Origin of the sequence: Sphingomonas pseudosanguinis, from assembly GCF_052056765.1 — a bacterium.
In the GTDB taxonomy this organism is placed as follows: Bacteria; Pseudomonadota; Alphaproteobacteria; order Sphingomonadales; family Sphingomonadaceae; genus Sphingomonas; species Sphingomonas pseudosanguinis.
This window is the reverse complement of the sequence record NZ_CP189888.1, coordinates 1,702,136-1,720,281: the sequence shown is the minus strand read 5'-3', so window position 1 is coordinate 1,720,281 and position 18,146 is coordinate 1,702,136. Positions and strand designations below refer to the sequence as shown.

Genomic DNA, 18,146 nt, shown 5'->3' with positions numbered 1-18,146 from the left:
ACGTTACCCTCGAGTCACAGCCGCTTCCGCATCCGGGTCAGCGGCACGACGACACCATCGACATGGGTATCGACGCGCTCAATCGGCTCGTAACCGCAGGCCGCGTAGAGCGGCACGCCGCCGGCCGTGCCCATCAGTTCGACGGCGGCGAAATCCTCCGCCCGCGCCGCCTGCTCGCAGCGGTCGAGGATCATCCGCCCAACTCCGCGCCGGACATGATCCGGGTGGGTGTACATGGCCCGGATGCGGGCGGCATCTTTCGCCGGATCGAGCAGCGCCGGGTCCCGCAGGTCGGTGCTATGGTCGCCGCCATAGAGCGTCGCGCGCCGACTCCATCCGCCGCAGCCGACCGGCACGCCATGGTCCTCGAGGACGAAGTACGTGCCGTCGCGCACCAATTGCGTGTCGAGCCCCATCACCGCCCCGCTGGCGACGATCTGCGTCGGGGTCAGCACCGCCGCCTGGCCGCGATTGATCGACAACGTCATCAGGTCGCGCAGCGCCCCGAGGTCGGCTTCGGTCGCGAGGCGGATCGTCAGGCCGCCGCTCACGCCGCCAACTCCAGCCGCCAGGTCTCACCCTGGAGTGGAACGCCGAACCGGTCATGCATCGCCGTTTCGACACACGCGAAACCGTGTGCGGCATAGAGGCGACGCGCAGACTCCAGCACGGTGTGGGTCCACAGCGTCAACGCGTGATAGCCCGTTTCTCGGGCGAAGGTGACGCAAGCGCCGACCAGCGCATCGCCGATACCCCGGCGGCGGGCGAAGGGCTCGACATGGAGGAGGCGCAGCCGGGCGATGGCGTTGCCTTCGTCGGTGACGAACACCGCGCCTGCCATGACCCCGTCGATCTCGGCGACCCAGCATTGCTCACGCTCAGGATTGAAGTCGCGCAAGAACGCCGCGGTCACCTCGCTCTCGATCACCTCCAGCTCACGACCCCAGCCATGGCTTTCGGCATAGAGGAGCGACTGGCGCGCCGCGATCAGCGCGGGCTCACCGGTACGGAAGGGCCGGATGACGAACGGACCATCCGATGCGGGATCCAGCAGCAGCCGGGCGCGCGTCAGGGCTTCGACCAGATCATGCCGCGCTTGTCCGTCCACGGTTGCGAGCAGATCACCGACGGCATGGCTCTGGCGATGGTCGAGAAGCGCGAAAGCCTCACGTCCCGCCTCGGTCAACCGCAAGTCGCGGGCGCGGGCGTCGTCGTCACGGCGCACCCGCACGATCCAGCCGCGCTTTTCGAAGCGTGCGACCAGGCGGCTGAGATAGCCCGCGTCCATGCCGAGCGCGTCCTGCAACACTCTAGCGGTGACGGGCTCGCGCGTCGCGATCTCGAACAGCAAGCGGGCTTCCGGCAGGCTCGCCTCGGTGCCGAGGAACCGCGCATCGAGCGCGCCGATCGTCTGGGTGTAGAAGCGGTTGAACCGGCGGATGGCGGTAATGTCTGCATCTTCCATGTCCGCCATGCTGGATCAATTTACTTGACGGAGTCAACTATCAGGGCAGAGCAGGCTCCGGCACCAGTTGCGCGCGCATCGCTGCCGCATCCCGTCCCGGCGGTGCCCCGAACAGGCGGCGATAGTCACGGCTGAACTGCGACAGGCTTTCGTAACCGATCGCGAAGCCGACCCGCGCGACCTCCTCGGCGGCGACCAGGCGGCGGCGTGCTTCCTGCAAACGCACTTGCTTCTGGAACTGCACCGGCGTCATCGTCGTCACTGCCTTGAAGTGGCGGTGGAAGCCGGGGACGCTCATGCCTGCCAGCGTGGCGAGGTCGGCCACGCGCAACGTCTCGGCATAATGGTCACGGATGAACGCCGTCGCACGGCCGATGCGCGCGGCATGGGTGTCGACCAGACCCATCTGGCGCAGCGCCGGTCCCAGCGCGCCGCCGAGCAGCCTCCAGACGATCTCGCGCCGGATCAGCGGAGCGAGCACCGCCTGGTCGGCCGGATGATCGAGCAGGTCGAGCAGCCGCCTGAGAGGATCGCGCAGCGCCGGGTCATGGTCGCTTGTCGCCAGCGCGTTGAAGGCGGCAGCCGGCCCCGGCACGCTCGCCTGCTCCGCCACCAATTCGGCAACGGTCACCGGTTCGATCGCAAGCGATAGTGCCAGATAGGGCGCGTCGGCACTCGCCCGCACGATGCGTGACGTGACCGGCAGGTCGACCGAGGCGAGCAGGCATTCGCCCTCGGCATAATGATAGGGCGTCGGCCCCAGCATCGACATCTTCGCGCCCTGCACGACGAGGCAGAAGGACGGCCGATAGACCGTGCGGATGATGCCGGTCGGCTCCTCCGCGCGGGTGATGAGCAGGCCCGGGATCGGCGTTTCACGACCATGGACGAACCAATGGCGCTCGATCAGTCGGGCAAGGTCGGTCAGTGTCGTCATGGCAGACACCTTAGCTTCGCCGAGCACTGAATGCACCGGCGGCCGCGTCACTTTGATAGGATCGGGCAGGACTTTGATCGGATCGGCGTCGCAGCGCCGAGCGTTTGCGGCGTATCTCGGGCTCATCCATTCCAACAGGAGTATCATCCAATGCGTATGCGCCAACTCGGCCATAGCGGTCTGTTCGTGTCCGAACTCTGCCTCGGCACCATGACCTTCGGCGGCAGCGAGGGCATCTGGGGCCAGATCGGCCAGCTTCGCCAGGACGAGGCGGACGCGCTGGTCCGGACCGCGCTCGATGCCGGCATCAACTTCATCGACACCGCCAATGTCTATGCCGGCGGTGAGAGCGAGCGGATCCTCGGCCAGTCGCTCAAGAACCTCGGCGTCGCCCGCGACGATGTCGTCATCGCGACCAAGGTGCTGGGGCCGATGGGCGATGGTCCCAATGCGCGCGGCGCCTCGCGCGGCCACATCCTCAGCCAGTGCAAACAGAGCCTCCAGCGGCTCGGGCTCGACCATATCGACCTCTACCAGATCCATGGCTTCGATCCCGCGACGCCGATCGAAGAGACGCTGGAGGCGCTCGACACGCTCGTCCGTCATGGTCACGTCAGCTATCTTGGCCTGTCCAACTGGGCGGCGTGGCAGGTGATGAAGGCGGTCGGCATCACCGAGGCGCGGCGGCTCGCGCCGATCCTGTCGCTCCAAGCCTATTACACGCTGGTCGGCCGCGACCTGGAGCGTGAGATCGTGCCGATGCTGCGGTCCGAGAAGATCGGGCTGATGGTATGGAGTCCGCTCGCGGGCGGGTATCTGTCGGGCAAATATGACGGCGAGGGCCAGGCGGCGGACGGGCGGCGCGCGAATTTCGACTTTCCGCCGGTCGACCGGACGCGCGGCTCGGTGGTGATCCCCGAGATGCGCCGCATCGCCGAGACGAAGGGCTGCACCGTCGCTCAGGTCGCGCTCGCCTGGCTGCTCCACCAGCCGGTGGTGACGAGCGTGATCGTCGGGGCCAAGCGGGTCGATCAGCTTACCGACAATATCGCCGCGACCGAGGTTTCGCTCGACGCGGACGATCTCGCCGCGCTCGATGCGGTGACCAAGCTGCCTACGGAATATCCCGGCTGGATGCTGGAGCGCCAAGGCGGCTATCGCGCCTGACGGTCGCAGGTTCGGCGGGATGATTCCATGACCGTCCCGCCGCTCCGAACGTCCGTCCAGAGGGGCAGCGGATCACCCAGGCAGGATACGGCCCGTCCGGGCGGCATGGGCAAAGGCCGGAAAGCCGAAGCCTTCCGCCTGGCGGGCGGCGATCTCATAGTCATAGGGCACGCCGTGCAGTTGAGCGGCCCATCCGGCGTTACGACGCTCGACGATGGCATAGCGCGCGAGCGGGCTGCCCGCCTCCATGACGTGCGGGGTCGCGCCCCGATCCCGGTAGCACGGCATCCCGACGCTGCCGGGATTGACGATCAGCACGCCATCGACCGTCACCATCCGCGGCGTATGCGTATGCCCGCACAGTACCAGACTGGCCGACCCGATCCCCTTCAGGCGCGGCCGGATGGCGATGTCGGCATCCAGCGTGGCGCGACCGGAGGTCACGTCCTCGAGCAGATATTCCAAATCCCCGCCCGCCGGGCTGCCATGGCAGGCGAAGACGTCGCCGTCGCAAAGGCTGAGCGTCGCGGGCAGACCCTCGATCCATGCCCAATGCTCTCGGCTGAGGAGCGGCCGCGCCAGAACGTCGAAGGCGCCGTCGCTGCCGTCCTGTAACTGCCGCTCGTGGTTTCCAGCGATGGTCAGATAATCGGAACGCATCTGAAATTCCGCGCTTGCTCCAGGATCGAACGGGCCGGACACGAGGTCGCCCAGATTGACCACCATGTCGGGCGCGGCGGCAGTCATTGCGTCGCGGACGGCCTCCAGCGCGGCCAGATTCCCGTGGGCGTCGGCAATAACCCCGATCTTCAATGCTTCCTCCTCGGCGGACACATGCGGCGTCCGGGCGGAACTTGGCAGACGCTTCTTCAAAACGCCATGCAGGGCAGCGACCCACACGCTGCCGGCCCGCTGGATTGACGGCCGCCCAATTACAGTCCTTCTCCCCACTATGAGCGTTTCCCTCCGCGAAGCCCGTCGGATCGTCTTGGCAGCCCAGGGCTTGGGTCGCGCGCGTCCCGACAGCCCGTCCGTTCGCCACCTGCGCAGCGCCGCCGAGCGGCTCAACCTGTTCCAGATCGATAGCGTCAACGTGCTGACGCGGGCGCACTATCTGCCCGCATTCTCACGTCTCGGCAGCTATGACCGTGCCTTGCTGGAGGGGGATGCGTGGGGGCCGAAACGGCAGCGGCGCATGTTCGAATATTGGGCGCACGAGGCGTCGTTGCTGCCGCTCGACCTCCATCCATTGCTCCGCTGGCGCATGGCGCGGGCGGAGCGAGGCGAGATCGGCTATCAGGCGCTGCGCCGGTTCGCGGTCGAACGCCGGGCCGAGGCTGACGCCGTGCTCGAACGGATCACCGCCGAAGGACCCCTGGCAGCCGCCGACTTCGAGAACGGGTCCAGCCGCAGCGGCTGGTGGGAATGGAGCCACGTCAAGCACGCGCTCGAATGGCTGTTCTGGTCCGGGCAGATCACCACCGCGACCCGGCGGGGCAGCTTTGCGCGCCTGTACGACCTGACCGAGCGGGTTATCCCGCCAGCCGTGCTGGCTCTGCCCACGCCGTCGGTCGAGGCGGCGCAACGTGCGCTGATCGAACGCAGCGCCCGTGCCTTGGGCGTCGCCACCGCCAGCGATCTGCGCGACTATTTCCGGTTGAAACCCGTCGAAGCCGATCACGCCATCGCCGATCTGGCGGAGGATGGCGTGCTCGTGCCGGTGCGGGTCGAGGGCTGGAACCAGAAGGCATGGATGCATCGCGACGCGACCATGCCGCGCCGGGTGCGTAGCGCTGCCTTGCTCGCGCCGTTCGATCCGTTGATCTGGGAGCGGACCCGCGCCGAACGCCTGTTCGGCTTCCACTATCGCATCGAGATCTACGTTCCGCAGGATCGGCGCACGCATGGCTATTACGTGCTGCCCTTCCTAATGGACGAGGCGCTGGTCGGCCGGGTCGATCTCAAGGCGGATCGGCAAGCCGGGCTGCTGCTCGCGCACCGCATTACGCTGGAACCGGAAGCGCCCGCCGAGACGCTGCCCCGGCTTCAGGTCGAGTTGGACCGGATGGCGGCTTGGCTCGGTTTGGACGCCGTCCGCATCGGCGCGGTCGTGCATCGCGGTTGAGCGTCTTCGCCCGTCACGTTGCTCCACCCCGCTCAGCAGCGACCACGATGCCGTCGTCGAGCAGCGCGTGGAGTGCGGCGATATGGCCATTGTCGCGCGCGCCGCTGGAATCGGAGGTCATGACGACGGTCAGCTTGAGGTCCGGCACGATGAACAGCATCTGCCCGCCATAGCCCCAGGCGAAGCGCAACGGATGGCCGCGACTGGTGCCAACGAACCAGCCATAGCCATATTACCCACCGCTCCACGGCGATACAGTGCGCGGGGTCCAGCTTTCTTCGATCCAGCGGGCGGGGACGATCCGCCGCCCGTCGATCACCCCACCCAGGCGATAGAGTTCGCCGAACCGCGCCAGGCTGCGCGGCGACATCATCATGTCGTTGCCGCCGAAAAAGATGCCCTGCGGATCGCGCGACCATGGCGGGATGGTGATGCCGAGCGGCTCCGCCAGCCAGTCGCGCATCAGCGTGTGGGTGTCGCGTCCCGAAGCGCGGGTCAGCATCGCCGACATCAGATGCGTGTTGCCGGTGGAATAAAGCATCGCGCCGCCCGGCTCATCGACGAACGGGCGCGCGAGGGCGAAGCGGACCCAGTTCCGGCTGGACACCCAGCGCCCGTAATTCTCACCCGACGTCCGCTCCAGTCCGGCGCGCATCGTCAGCAGGTCCTCGACGGTCAGGCGGGCAAGACGCGGGTCGGGATCGGGCGGCGCATCGCTGCGAAGGACCGACAGCACGGGCTGGTCGACGCCGGTCAGCACGCCCCGCGCGATCGCAATGCCGACCAGTGCGGACAGGACCGACTTGGACGCGGACTTGATATTGACCGGCTGGTCGAGCGGCGGCCCGCCCTTGAAGCGCTGCTCGGCCAGCACCTGCCCGTCGCGGAGGACCAGCAGCGAGCGGAGCCGGGGAAGACGGCTGGCTTGGGCAACGGTGTCGGCCAGGATGGTGCCGTCCAAACCGCGCGTCTCGACCGGGCGGGACATGGCGGCTTGCCGTGGCGCAGGTGCAGCATCGCAACCGCTGGCGAGGAGGAGCACCAGCGCGCAGACATATCGCTTCACGGCGTCATCGCAGAGCGAAGCGATTGCAGGAACGCGGCGGGCGCTTCGACCTGCGGCGAATGGCCGAGACCGTCCAGGCGGATCAGGCGGCCGCCGGGGATGCGCTTCACCGCCTCCTCGGCGGCCTGCGGCACGGTGCGGATGCGCGCACGTCGATCCTCCGGCGCACTGTTGGCCCGAAAGGCCGTCAAGTCGCGCTGGCCGATGATGAGCGTGGTCGGGATCGCTAGGCGCGGCAGTTCGGCGGCGACCGGCTGGGTCTGGATCATGTCGGACAGGCGGGCCTGTGCATCGCGCACCGTGTCGCCATCGGGGCTGGCATACTGCCCGGCCAGCATGGCGACCCAGCGATCATAGGCCGAACGCCAGACCCCATGATAATAGTTTCGGAGCTGATAGGCCTTGATCGACGTCGCATCCGTCTTCGCCTCTTCGGCGCGCAGCTTGCCGAGATCGGCATAGGGCACGCCCTCGCTCAGCGTGTCGTTGAGGCCGAGCGGGTTGACCAGCACCAGCTTCGCGACCCGCTCAGGGTACAGGAGCGCGAGGCGGGTGGCGAGGATGCCCCCGGTCGAATGACCGACCAGCACGACCTTGCCGGCCCCGGCCCGGTCGAGCAGCGCGGCAGTCAGCGCGGCCATAGTGTGGAAACTGTACTGATAGCCACTCGGCTTCGACGATTTGCAAAAGCCGATCTGGTCCGGCGCGATGACGCGGTAGCCTGCGGTCACCAGTCCGCGTGCGGTGTCGCCCCAGGTCGCGGCGCAAAAGTTCTTACCGTGGAGCAGGACGACCGTCGTGCCGTTGGGCGTGGTGGTCGCTGGCCAGTCGAGAAAGGCCATGCGAACCGGATGGCCCTGTGACGTCGCCTCGAACCAGTGCACGGGGGCAGGATAGTCGAACCGCTCCAGATTGGCACCGAGCGGCGCGGTTTGCGCTGAGGCAACGGTTGAAAGCAGGGCCGAACAGGCGGCGGCAGCGAGAAAGGGACGAAGCATCAAAGGGTAACACCAGCCGCGGCGCCAATATCCCTGGCGCCGCGACGACGTCGTCAGATGGTTCGCTTTGTCTCCGCACGGCTGGTGACCATGTCCCACAATCGGTAGGCCGCGTCTTCATCCTCCGGGGATGGCGCATGGAGATTGAAGCCGATAGCCTCCCAAGGCTGGCGGGTCTCCCAGTCCGGATTGAGCGACCAGTAACAGACGCTCGCCTCGAACATCGCCAGATGCTCGATGGGGGTTTCCATCGGCGGCAGGCCCTTTGTCTCGACGTGACTGTGAATGGACCGCGCCAGATCATCGAGCCGCTTGTTGATCATTTCGCTTTCCGTCAGCCGTAGGGGGCGTGGCGACATGATCGCGATGGGCGCCATGGCAGCGCGTCCCAGAACCTGCTCGGTCGTGCTGGGGCCAGCGGCGACCGGCATGAATCGCCGCAGCAGCTCGGTTGGCATGGGTGACTCGCCACCGGGGTAATCTGCTGCCACCGGGTGCCCCGGCATGTCGCGCAGCCAGGCGTAAGCCGGTTCGTCACGGAGAGTGCCGAGCACGGCATCAATCGTTGGATCGTCGTTTTCGCTGTCGCCGGACAACAGGATTTTGCCGAACGCGATCAGCGCATTTTTGCGTCGCTCCTCGGATTCCGCCTCACGGGCAAAATGCTGCTCGATGTCGGTCTGCGGTGCCTGGCTGTTGACCTGCGTGTTCTTCGTCAGGACCTTGCCCGGATGGCGCTTCGCCCAGTCGATCACCGAACGCTGGATGTCAGCGGCGAGCTGATGTCGAAACGACGGATCGTCTCCATAGCCAGCGATGAACCGACGGAGTTCCGCATGCTGTCGCCCGGAGACGGCGCTGACGAGCGGCCAAGCACTGCCGAGTGCGGCCCGTTCATTGGTGACGTTGTGCAGTTCTTTGAGTAGCGACGTCGCGATCAGGATACCCAGCGCGGTCCGCAGATCGGCAATTTCTCGTGCGTTCGGCGGACGATGGCCCGCCGCCTTCTGGTATCGCTCAAGCAGACGGGGCAGGAAATTACCTGGCGATCCGATCGCGGGCTGCTTACCGTCGATCGTCTTCGGCCGCTTGCCATAGGCCTTGTACCCGGTGAGGTCGAAGCTGCCACGGGCGATGGCCTCGATCCAGGCGTGCGGATCGGGGGCTGGGCCGAGCAGTACCGCGATCAGCTCCGATAGGATCGAGCCTCGTCCGGGGCCCAGGGCTCCAACGGCGTTGCGCCCCGCCTTCGTCACCAGAAGCTCCAGCATTCTGGTGATGCTCGCGGCGGCGGCCTTCTCCTGTTCGGGACTGCCGTCGCCGTACTGCCCGCCCGCCATGTGACGCCGATACACTTCCAGTTCGGCCGGGGTCAGCAGGGCATTCAGATCCATCCTCGACGCTCCATCGATGCGGACGGCCGACGCTCGCCGCTCGCGACACCATGCAGGCATAGCCTTGCAGACCCTCACACGCGGTAAACGCCGCCGTAAGGACGGCGTGCACAGCCTCACAAAGAAGCGGAGGAAAGCTCACAGAAAGAAGTGGGCGCCCTCACAGAAGAAGGCAGAGCGGCCCCATGCGGGGCCGCACAGAAACTGCGGCGCAATACCGCTAAAATGCCGCATTTCATGTTTGTGTCATTTTAGCTGCGTCGGCGCGTGCGCGCCGGGAGCGCGAAGCGCTCCTGGTGGAGGCGTCGCCTCCAGGTCCGCCGGCACCGCGATGACGGTGCCTCCGGAAGGCGGGACCGGTCGCATAGCCGGGGGCATGCTCCGCCAAGACCACCCAAGCGCTGCATGGCGGCGAGGTCGATGATGAAAGATCGGGAGAACGGATCGGCTGAGCCGAGAGGTGAAATGACCAGGGAGGATCGCCGCGTACAGCCCGCGGCCACCCATGGATATAAGTCGACCATGCACATCAAGACACTGGAGGCGGTCGCGATCGCCGCCGCCCTGATCCCTGCGCGTCTCGCCGGGCTGCGCTTTCCTGTCGATCCGGTTGCGGGTTCAATACCCGCCACGCGGCTGCGGCACTATCTTCACGCGCCGACGGCGCAGTTGCTGATCGTCCCGGCGATCGTACCGCCCGCCCGCCGAGACGTCGAGGAACTCGCCCGAGCATATGACACCGATGTGCTGATCGCACTCGCATCGCGTGGTGACGTTGACGGCATTACCTTCGCGGTCATGCTCGCCGGCAACGATCCGGTTTACACATCCGGGTTGAGCCTCTTCCTCGGTGCCGGGGCGCCATCTCATTTCGTGCCCCCGGAGCCGGGCAGAACGTCCTTCGCTCTGCTGCCGGTGGGGCTTCGCGGTTGCGAATGCGCGCCATGGGATAGCGAGGTGGACCGGCGTGCGGGACTGGCGGATGGTCGCGCGCTTCTGTCCGGCATCTTCGCGGGAGGGACGAAGTGATCGCGCTCCCCGAGTGGCTGGCACCGGGTGCGGTCGCCGACCGGCTTTTCGACGTCCGTGGTGAGGCTGGCCGCGCGATCGGCTTTGGTCTCGTTCGGCCGCGTCGTAGCGGGCTGGACAATTCGATGAGCCAGATCGCCTTCGCCAAGCTCAACCCGGTCAAACCGGTCGACGATGGGGTGAGAACGGCGTGCGGCTGGCCGGTGACGGCCCGCGATTACCGGCTCATCCCTGCGCCCGGCGTGCAGGACGTCACATCTATCGGGCGGCTGTTTGGCGACTATGACGCGGCGGTCCGGCCGCATCAGAAGCTTCTGGGCGCCGTCTTCACCTTCCCGTTCGTTTCCGATGTGCCCGTGCATGACGGGTTCGGAGCGGTGCTATCCTACGCGGCATTGCGGTTCGGCCGGGAACGCCGCTTGACCAGTCTCGTCGTCGCTCACGCACCGTGCGATCAGCTGGCGGAGGAAGCCCCGCACGCCCATGCCATCGTGCTTGGTCGCACCCACCGGGCGTCGGGTTGGGGGCCGACGCATCCCGATCTTGCCGAAAGCGAGCATGCCATGTGGGCAGAGGATTGGGCGGATTTCTTCGCACGCTGGGCGCTGACGCTGGGGCAATGAACAGCGTGGCATTGCGGTGTCGCTTCATGCAGCGTGCCGCATCGATGCATGGCGATGGACGGGACGACCCAGCGTCCCGTCCATCGAGTTGATCGTCGGCGGCTACGGCTCGTCAGAATGACGATTTCGCTGCCGTGCCTCCACCGACCGCACGGCTGACCGCATTCTGCCGTGCCCGCTCCGCTACCACGTCTTGCGAGAGGGAGACGTTCAGTTTGCCGTAGACGTCGAGTTTGGCCGCAAGCCCCTGGTGCGGATTGCCCCAGATTTGACGGCACCGGTCGCCGCCCGTGCACCAGCTCGCCTCGTATGTGGATCCGACGATTTGCGAGAAACCCGGCTTGCCATAGCGCTTCGCCATTTCAGCGGCGATCTGCTCGGGCGTCCGTCCGGCCGCAGGCGCGACGTATTTGACGAACTTGACGACGTCAGCAGTCGGCATCGGCTGGAACTCCACGATCAGGCTCTCGTCGCCCTTCGTCGCATTCAGCGCCGCAATGCCGTTCTTCGGCTCCTCGATCGGAAAGACGCCCCGCTGCCGCTTGGCCTCATGGTCGACGGTCGCGGCCCAATCCTCGCCCGCCGACGTCTCGACCTTCCATCCGGTACGGGCAAGCGTCGCCTGCACCTCGGGCGCGGCCATGCCGATACGGATGCCAGCGATCGTCAGCGGTGCGGCCGCGGTCTTCGTCTGTCCGGCGGCCTCCTGCTCGGCAACCGAGGCCGATCCACAGGCGGTGAGCAGCGCCAGTGCGGCGGTGGCGGTGATCTTCGTCATCATATTGCTTCCTTGTCTTCCGGACGAGCGGGTTTGTTCGCCGAGATGCATCCCGGCGTGGCACGTCCGTCGTGGGGTGTGTCGCTACGGGTGAACTGGGCTTGCCGGTGGCGAGCGCGCCCGGACGGCAAGCCTCATCGCAGCACCAGCGCGACAAAGCCTGCGGTGTCCTGCGCGCCAGCGACGTGGCCGGCGTCGAAGGCGTGGGCGACGCCGAGCCGCAGTGACGAGCTGGGTGACAGCGCAGCCGACCAGCCGAGCTCGACGTCCATCTCGCGCGCGGTCGGTGTCAGGTCGACGGTGGTGAGGCGGGTGGCGAGCACGCCGGTCATCAGGTCATAGGCGACGGGCGCTTCGACCACCGCGCGGGCGCGCTCGAGCCGAAGCGGTGATGATAGTCCGAGCGTGACGGTACCGCCGCCAAGACGATACGCCGCGTCGAGCGCGAAGGCGGTGCCGGTCATCGGGCCGGTGAAGCGCAACAGGTCCGATCCGCCAGCGACCTGGGTGGTGGCGGCCGTGGCCCGTGCCGACAGCAGGACGCCGGCAACGGTTCGGCTGGCGGTCAGGGTGGCCAGCGTCGTCCGGCTGCCGGATAGGGCAAAGCCAGCGGGTCCGCGTAGTCCCAGTACCTGTCCGCGTTCGGTCAGGTCCGATAGCTCGACACCGAGGCCGATCGGCGATGCGAAAGTGACGCTGCGCAAAGCAGAGCGGCCGTCGCGTGACGCGCCGGAAGCAAAGCCCGCCGACCAGCCGCCGCCGCTCCACGACGATGACGTGCCGACCGGTCCAGCGACGACACCGCGCAGGGCAGAACCGGCGATGCCCGCGCCTTGCCGGATCGCGGCATTGGCGCTGAAGCTCACCATATGGCCTGCAGCAGGCGAGAAGGCGAAGGTGGCCGGGCGGTTGGACCGCGTCGCGGCCCATGGACCGGTGGTGGCGGAGGTGAACCCCAGTTTTGCGTCGTTGGCCGTGGTGGCCAGCCACGGCGGATCGATCGTCCCCAGCAGCGCACCCGCCAGCAATCCCGAACTCCGAACCCGTGGTCCGGTGGTGCCGGTCATGGCGAAGTCGCGGCCATAGCGGTCGAACACCGTCATCCGGGTGACGGTATCGGCTAGTCGGGCACCGCCACCGTATGGGCCGGAGAGGCTGAGTGAGGAATAGCGCGCCAGCACCATGTCGGCGGCGGCAAAAGCGCTGGTGGGCGCCTGCGCCTTCATCGCGGCCTCGACGTTGAGCAAGCCAACGCCGAATATCTGGTCGGCACCCTTGTCGCCGAGGTCGGTCGCGGTATCGAGCAGGATGCGCGAGATCGCCTTGCCGCCGAGTTGCGGCCAGTATTGCTTGAGCAGCGCGGCCGCCCCGGCGATCGCGGGGGCGGCAAAGCTGTTGCCGGTGACGGTGGTCAGTTGACCGTCCTTGCCGACGACGCTGACGTCCGTCGCGACCACCGCCAGCGTGCGGTCGGCAAGATCGCCGGGCAGGCCATTGCCGCTGGGCGGTCGCAACGCACTGTCGACCCGGATGCCGAACAGGAAGTTGTTCTTATTTTCCAAATTGCTACCGACGAGGTTGCGGGAGATCGTGCCAGGCGCAGCGCTCTTGTCGTCGACGAAGTTGGAGACGGACTGCACGAGCAGCCGGTCGGCTTTGACGACGCCGTCCATGGCGGCACGTTCGTCGGCGGCGATCTGGCCGCCATGTTCGCCATTCAGGCTCATCGAGATGACGAACGCCCCTTTCTCAACGGCATAGGTGATGGCGGGGGCGATGCTGGCGGCGTTTGCGCCGTTGCCTTCCCTGATGACCGATGTCGCGGTGACGCCCTCGAGATCGGGGGCTACGACCTTCAGCGCGAGTAGTGTGGCGTCATAGGCGACGCCTTGCACGCCTGAGCCATTTCTGGCGGCCAGCGCGACCGAGGCGACCTCGGTACCATGACCCTGCACATCGTCGAGCGGGAAGGTCACCGTCTCCGGCGCGCAGGTGGCGCAACGCGCGATCTTATTCTCGAACGCCTTGCTGTCTGGCGAGATGCGGGCGGCGAACTTGGCGCTGCTGGTGGCGATGCCAGTGTCGATGACCGCGATGGTCACGCCCTTGCCGGTGATGCCCTTGTCATAGGCATAGGCGGTCTTGGCGCCGACCACGGCGCCGGAAGCCTTATACTCGGCGCTATCGGCAGCGCTGGGCGGCGGGGTTGGCGTGGGAGACGGCGACGGTGTTGGGCTGGGTGTCGGCGTGGGTGCAGGCGTCGGGATCGATCCGGACGAATTAACGCCTCCACCACCTCCGCCGCCACAGGCCGCAAGCAGCATGGCTGCTGAAATCACCGATGATGTTTGAAATGCTTTCCGCCACTGGCGGCCAAGTCCCGCAACCATACGCACCCCCGTGTCAGGCGATGCTTGGCTTCCCCAGCCGACGGCATCGCCCCTGATGACGAGGCGATGCCGACCCGAAAGCCGGAAGTTGAGAACCCGCTGTTAGACGAGCGCGCACGCCTTTAGGCGCCCGAAAGCGCCCTGGACATCCGCGTGCGCCTCCCGGCCGAAACTGGTTCGGGCCGGGTGCACGGCTACTAACAGCAAGGTTCTCACGCCTCGGTCCGCCTGCTGACGAACGTGGCTGGTGTAGGCCGGACACGTTAACGAACCAAGTCCTGCCGTGCAGGAATGACGTTCGGGTTGCTGCAACATGCGGCAAGCTGGGCCGCTTCTGACTGCACAATCCAAGGTATTTCGAGATACTTACCCTCTCCAGCAGCGACAATCTGCTGGAGGAAAGAAAATGAAGCGACGCCGCTTTCCGTTGGTTTTCCGCGTGAGCGCCATCCTGCTGCTCACCGCCCTGGTTGCCGGGCAATGGTGGCAGCGCCAGCCCGCCGGCACCATCGCCGGCTGGGTGCCGGTCATGGCCGAAGTCTATTGCCCGGCTGCCGTGATCCATCGCTCCGGCACCATCTCGGACAGCGCCCGCACGCTCGATAGCTGGGGCTATGCCGTCATCGGCAACGCCATCTTTCGCGATGGCCGCGATCGCTGCCGCGTGAAGAGGGGAAGATCGGCCGGGGCCGAGCGAAGCCCTGACGAGAGATGAAAATCGAAGGGGCCTGATCCGGACCAGCCGGTCCGGGGATCACGCTGTTGCGCAGGTACCCCCATGCATTCGACTCTCCATGACACGCTGCCGACGACCTCGGTCGCGCTCCTCAACTATGTTCTGACCGCACTCGCTCCCGACGAGCCGTACCCCTACGCGGGCAACACTGGCCTGCCGGGGGGCGTGGAGTCGCTCGAGAACAACCTCATCGTCGTGGCGACCCCGGTCGCCGAGCGTCTCTATGACGACGCGGTGATGCGCTGTGCAGCGACCCGCAAGCGCGACGTGGTGCTGATAAGGCATGGTTTCCACCCCGAAATTCTTGAACCGGTGCGGGCCGATGTCGCGCTGCACTCGGTCACCGGACCGATCCTGGTGCCGGATTTGAGCTTTTACCGCGATGCCGATGGCGGCCTGCACCTCGTGCCGGCGCGTCCGGACCTCTTCGTCGGCATCACCCGGCACGGGTTGGAGGTGTCGATGCCCGCTCCCTGGAACAGCGGGTGGGAGCGGGTGGCCGGGCTCGAACGCGCCGCCGCCGAGATCGTCCGCGCCTGCCGGCGGACGGAGCAGGGTTGAGATCAGCGAACACGAGAATGTGCCCCCGGAGATGGGGGATGAAACAAGGAGATATCCAGATGAACACCTCGCCCTTCGAAGCCGCCGTCACCCGCGCCGTCGTGAAGCTGCTGCTCGGTACCCGCAAGCTCAAGCCCGGCGTCGCCATCACCGGCGGCGATCCGCTCGAGATCGAGGACCAGATCAAGATGGGCCGTCACGCGGTCGAGACCGACGCCGACGTCCTGCACCTCGAATATCGCACGGGACCGAACCCGGCGCTGACCGGGATCACGATGTTCTTGCCGCGCGATGGCCGCTGCCACATCCAGAGCGGCTGCCGCCTGTGGCTGTCGAAGTCGGGCAACCGCGGGCTGATCCTGCCGCAGGCTCATGTGCGCGGGCATTTCCGGCTCGCTCCACGGGAGATCGTGCATATCGACGGCAAACCCGCCGACGATCTGAGTGAGGGCATCGAACGCGCCAGCACGTGGCTGACCCGGCAGGTCATGCGGCCGGGCGTTCAGTATGACGACGCGCAGTGCACGCTCTGGGCAAAGGCCGCCTGACGGATCGCGTCGAGGTCTATCACCCTATACGGACGAGCCAGCCAATTCGGACACCCGCTCGAAAATAATAGCGGTCTTGCCCGAATATGGCGGCTCGTCCGATATGCCGACACTCACTTCAACCGCACCTTCGCGGCTCGCGTACGATGCTGCCGTCGCTCGGGCGGCCTTAGCCGAATAGGGAGCGTCGCTGGGATGTGTGCGGTCAGCGGCGTCAGCAACTTCAGGGCATCAAGCTTGAGGGAAAGCTCGGCTTCCTCGTCATAGGTCCTTGCGGTTTCCGTCTCGCCCTCGTGGCCGAAGATGTCGCACCGCACTTCGCTGGGAACGCGCCCTTTCATGGTCGTCGTTGCCAAGCCGCGGAAGCTGTGGACGTCCTTGTCCTTCCATGCCCCGCCGACGCGATGCCGCCATGACGTGCCCCCCGGGAAAGCCCAGTCCCGCAACGGCCTGAACACGGACTTGTAGAACGTCCCGGCGAATGTCGTGGAGTTCGGCGACTGCATCTCAGGAAACAGCATGGTCGATCCTGCGGCGCGCATCGCCTTGACATAAGCGATAAAGCCCAAGCGGATCAGTTCGGGATGGATCGGCAGCCGTCGAATCGACTGGATGTTCTTGAGCGAGCGATCCTCGGTATATTGGATCAGAAAATAGGGAATCGGGTCTTGTTCGAACACCTCGGCCAAGCCCAGTCCGGCAAGTTCTGAACTGCGACCGCCATAAAGTGGGAGCATCAACGGCAGCCAGTACCAGGCGTCGTGAAAGATTTCGGTTCCGGGTTTGAAACGTCCGCCGATACCGACGCACCCGGTCCAGATCGGCGCGGACAACAGCGTGGCGACTTCCTGCTTGGTCCAATTGGCGCGCTTGTCCCGGTCACGCTTGCGCTGCTTGCGATCGGATTTGCCAAGGCCGGCCCGCGCAACCTTGAAGGACAGCGGCTTGGCCGGTCGATGCGCCTTGGGATCATCCTCTTCGCCCGCCGCATGGGCCAGGACGGCAGCGACCCATGTCAGATGCTTGTTGATGGTGACCTGACTGATGCCGATCTGCGCGTGGTCCATGCCTTTCGCCCGCTCCAGGCTGGCGGCGATGCCACCCGCCTGTTCCTCGCGGGTACGACCCCAGCGGTTCGGCAATGCCCGACAAAGGGTCGTGAAGGCGCGAACATGGGATTGGTCCAGATCCTCAATGAAGGCGTCGCCGCCGCAAGCGTGATCGAACAGGCGGATGGCGGTCCGCACCTGCTTGATCGAATCCCTGTCCCAGCCGCCCTCCTTGCTGTACGCGGCGATGCAGTCCTCAGCCGCATCGACGATGCGTTGTTTCGGTCGCTCGGGCTTTGGCGGCGGTGCCGGGGGCTGAGCCGGCGTGACGATGTCATCCGAGAGCGGTTCTTTAGGCGCAGGGCGCGTGCCTTGTGGTGCGATCTGCTCGAAGGCGAATGGCGCGTCGTCCGCCAACGCGTCGTCGACCCATGCGGCCGTCTCGTCTTCGGTTTCGGGCAGCAGCGCCGTCGCCTCTCGGCAGGCGGCGGCCCGCGCGGCGCAGATCGTCTTGCCCATACGGGCGACATTGTCCTGCGTCGGCTTGATGCCGAACACGGTGGTGTAGCTGTCGATCTGGGCCTTGGAGACGGGGTCGTTGTTCTGGAATTCGAACACCAGATCGGCGACCTGCTTCGCGCGCGCCGGCGACCAGCCGGCCGCGATCAGGCGGTCATGCTCGTCCAGCGTCCATTGCGCGCCGACCCCGCGACGGCCCAGAAAGCCCCAGGCCTCGGCATAGAGGCTATTGATCGACGCGTGATCATCGGACGGCGCGGTGGTGCCTGCCTGATCTTCCAGGATGCGCTGCAACTGCCAGCGCAGCGCATCGCTGAACACCTTCTTCAGTTGATCCGGCCTCATCCCCGTCGATTGGCCATAGGCCATGCGCACCCCCTCGACCGCCACGTTCAGGCGATCGGCCATACACCGCGCATGTTTATAATTTCCCGTTCGAAGGGAAAAGCACAGGGGCACGTGCGTGCCCGCCACCGTGATCTTGCGCCGCCAATGATAGCTGCCGCCGCGCAGTTGCAGGTTCCGTAATCCCATTCCGTCACCCCCAATGGGTACAGCGATGGGTACAGCCGTGGGTACAACGGTTCCCGATCGCCAGTTCGGCGACGTGAAATCAAAGACTTAGATGCGGATGGTCGGGGAGACAGGATTCGAACCTGCGACATCCTGCTCCCAAAGCAGGCGCGCTACCAGACTGCGCCACTCCCCGACAGGGGGTTGCCCTTAGGGGCAGGGGGGCGGTCGGCGCAAGGGGAATTTCA

18 protein-coding genes and 1 tRNA gene are annotated in these 18,146 nt (G+C 66.3%); 7 read left to right on the top strand and 12 right to left on the bottom strand.

Going from position 1 to position 18,146, the window contains the following annotated elements:
* Window positions 1-14: 14 nt before the first annotated feature.
* The 3 genes from ACQHGV_RS07830 to ACQHGV_RS07820 are packed head-to-tail and all read right to left on the bottom strand — an operon-like array spanning window position 15 to window position 2,402.
* Window positions 15-551: a GNAT family N-acetyltransferase gene (locus tag ACQHGV_RS07830; protein WP_440980063.1), complete on the bottom strand. Its 537-nt coding sequence runs from the start codon at window positions 549-551 to the stop codon at window positions 15-17.
* Complete coding sequence (locus tag ACQHGV_RS07825) at window positions 548-1,465, bottom strand: bifunctional helix-turn-helix transcriptional regulator/GNAT family N-acetyltransferase (protein ID WP_440980168.1); 918 nt, start codon at window positions 1,463-1,465, stop codon at window positions 548-550. The genes ACQHGV_RS07830 and ACQHGV_RS07825 overlap by 4 nt, the downstream gene beginning before the upstream one ends.
* A 40-nt stretch (window positions 1,466-1,505) precedes the next feature.
* Window positions 1,506-2,402 (bottom strand): AraC family transcriptional regulator N-terminal domain-containing protein, encoded by an 897-nt coding sequence (locus tag ACQHGV_RS07820; RefSeq protein WP_440980062.1) that lies wholly within the window; start codon window positions 2,400-2,402, stop codon window positions 1,506-1,508.
* 150 nt (window positions 2,403-2,552) lie between these two features.
* Here ACQHGV_RS07820 and ACQHGV_RS07815 point away from each other — a divergent pair, with 150 nt between their 5' ends.
* Window positions 2,553-3,569 (top strand): aldo/keto reductase, encoded by a 1,017-nt coding sequence (locus ACQHGV_RS07815; RefSeq protein ID WP_440980061.1) that lies wholly within the window; start codon window positions 2,553-2,555, stop codon window positions 3,567-3,569.
* A gap of 72 nt (window positions 3,570-3,641) precedes the next feature.
* Here ACQHGV_RS07815 and ACQHGV_RS07810 read toward each other — a convergent pair whose 3' ends face one another.
* Window positions 3,642-4,469, bottom strand: a complete 828-nt coding sequence (locus ACQHGV_RS07810; RefSeq protein ID WP_440980060.1) for a metallophosphoesterase family protein — start codon at window positions 4,467-4,469, stop codon at window positions 3,642-3,644.
* 88 nt (window positions 4,470-4,557) lie between these two features.
* Here ACQHGV_RS07810 and ACQHGV_RS07805 point away from each other — a divergent pair, with 88 nt between their 5' ends.
* Window positions 4,558-5,694: a winged helix-turn-helix domain-containing protein gene (locus tag ACQHGV_RS07805; RefSeq protein ID WP_440980059.1), complete on the top strand. Its 1,137-nt coding sequence runs from the start codon at window positions 4,558-4,560 to the stop codon at window positions 5,692-5,694.
* 13 nt (window positions 5,695-5,707) lie between these two features.
* Here ACQHGV_RS07805 and ACQHGV_RS07800 read toward each other — a convergent pair whose 3' ends face one another.
* The 4 genes from ACQHGV_RS07800 to ACQHGV_RS07785 all read right to left on the bottom strand — a co-directional run bounded on the left by ACQHGV_RS07800 (window position 5,708) and on the right by ACQHGV_RS07785 (window position 9,152).
* Window positions 5,708-5,884 carry a hypothetical protein gene (locus tag ACQHGV_RS07800; RefSeq protein WP_440980058.1) on the bottom strand — a complete coding sequence of 59 codons (177 nt, stop codon included), beginning with the start codon at window positions 5,882-5,884 and terminating at the stop codon, window positions 5,708-5,710.
* A gap of 42 nt (window positions 5,885-5,926) precedes the next feature.
* Window positions 5,927-6,682 (bottom strand): serine hydrolase domain-containing protein, encoded by a 756-nt coding sequence (locus ACQHGV_RS07795; protein ID WP_440980057.1) that lies wholly within the window; start codon window positions 6,680-6,682, stop codon window positions 5,927-5,929.
* Between the two features lie 74 nt (window positions 6,683-6,756).
* Window positions 6,757-7,758: an alpha/beta fold hydrolase gene (locus tag ACQHGV_RS07790; protein WP_440980056.1), complete on the bottom strand. Its 1,002-nt coding sequence runs from the start codon at window positions 7,756-7,758 to the stop codon at window positions 6,757-6,759.
* Between the two features lie 53 nt (window positions 7,759-7,811).
* On the bottom strand, window positions 7,812-9,152 hold the full coding sequence (locus ACQHGV_RS07785; RefSeq protein WP_440980055.1) for a hypothetical protein: 1,341 nt from the start codon (window positions 9,150-9,152) through the stop codon (window positions 7,812-7,814).
* Window positions 9,153-9,674: 522 nt separating this feature from the next.
* On the opposite strand from ACQHGV_RS07785, the gene ACQHGV_RS07780 reads away from it, so the two are divergent.
* The gene (locus tag ACQHGV_RS07780) at window positions 9,675-10,181 is read left to right on the top strand and encodes a hypothetical protein (protein ID WP_440980054.1); all 507 of its coding nucleotides are present in this window, start codon (window positions 9,675-9,677) and stop codon (window positions 10,179-10,181) included.
* Window positions 10,178-10,804 carry a hypothetical protein gene (locus ACQHGV_RS07775; protein ID WP_440980053.1) on the top strand — a complete coding sequence of 209 codons (627 nt, stop codon included), beginning with the start codon at window positions 10,178-10,180 and terminating at the stop codon, window positions 10,802-10,804. The genes ACQHGV_RS07780 and ACQHGV_RS07775 overlap by 4 nt, the downstream gene beginning before the upstream one ends.
* Before the next feature lie 112 nt (window positions 10,805-10,916).
* On the opposite strand, the gene ACQHGV_RS07770 is transcribed toward ACQHGV_RS07775, so the two are convergent.
* Both ACQHGV_RS07770 and ACQHGV_RS07765 read right to left on the bottom strand, forming a co-directional pair.
* The gene (locus tag ACQHGV_RS07770; RefSeq protein ID WP_440980052.1) at window positions 10,917-11,585 is read right to left on the bottom strand and encodes a hypothetical protein; all 669 of its coding nucleotides are present in this window, start codon (window positions 11,583-11,585) and stop codon (window positions 10,917-10,919) included.
* 131 nt (window positions 11,586-11,716) lie between these two features.
* Window positions 11,717-13,738, bottom strand: a complete 2,022-nt coding sequence (locus tag ACQHGV_RS07765; protein WP_440980051.1) for a S8 family serine peptidase — start codon at window positions 13,736-13,738, stop codon at window positions 11,717-11,719.
* Between the two features lie 640 nt (window positions 13,739-14,378).
* On the opposite strand from ACQHGV_RS07765, the gene ACQHGV_RS07760 reads away from it, so the two are divergent.
* The 3 genes from ACQHGV_RS07760 to ACQHGV_RS07750 all read left to right on the top strand — a co-directional run bounded on the left by ACQHGV_RS07760 (window position 14,379) and on the right by ACQHGV_RS07750 (window position 15,817).
* Window positions 14,379-14,687, top strand: coding sequence for a hypothetical protein (locus ACQHGV_RS07760; RefSeq protein WP_440980050.1), 309 nt, complete (start codon window positions 14,379-14,381; stop codon window positions 14,685-14,687).
* A 63-nt stretch (window positions 14,688-14,750) separates the two neighbouring features.
* On the top strand, window positions 14,751-15,269 hold the full coding sequence (locus ACQHGV_RS07755; protein ID WP_440980049.1) for a hypothetical protein: 519 nt from the start codon (window positions 14,751-14,753) through the stop codon (window positions 15,267-15,269).
* A gap of 59 nt (window positions 15,270-15,328) precedes the next feature.
* Window positions 15,329-15,817, top strand: a complete 489-nt coding sequence (locus ACQHGV_RS07750) for a hypothetical protein (protein ID WP_440980048.1) — start codon at window positions 15,329-15,331, stop codon at window positions 15,815-15,817.
* 113 nt (window positions 15,818-15,930) lie between these two features.
* Here the strand turns inward: ACQHGV_RS07750 and ACQHGV_RS07745 are convergent, their stop codons facing one another.
* The gene (locus tag ACQHGV_RS07745; protein ID WP_440980047.1) at window positions 15,931-17,793 is read right to left on the bottom strand and encodes a hypothetical protein; all 1,863 of its coding nucleotides are present in this window, start codon (window positions 17,791-17,793) and stop codon (window positions 15,931-15,933) included.
* Window positions 17,794-18,017: 224 nt separating this feature from the next.
* Window positions 18,018-18,094: transfer RNA gene (locus ACQHGV_RS07740), tRNA-Pro, on the bottom strand.
* Between the last annotated feature and the right edge of the window lie 52 nt (window positions 18,095-18,146).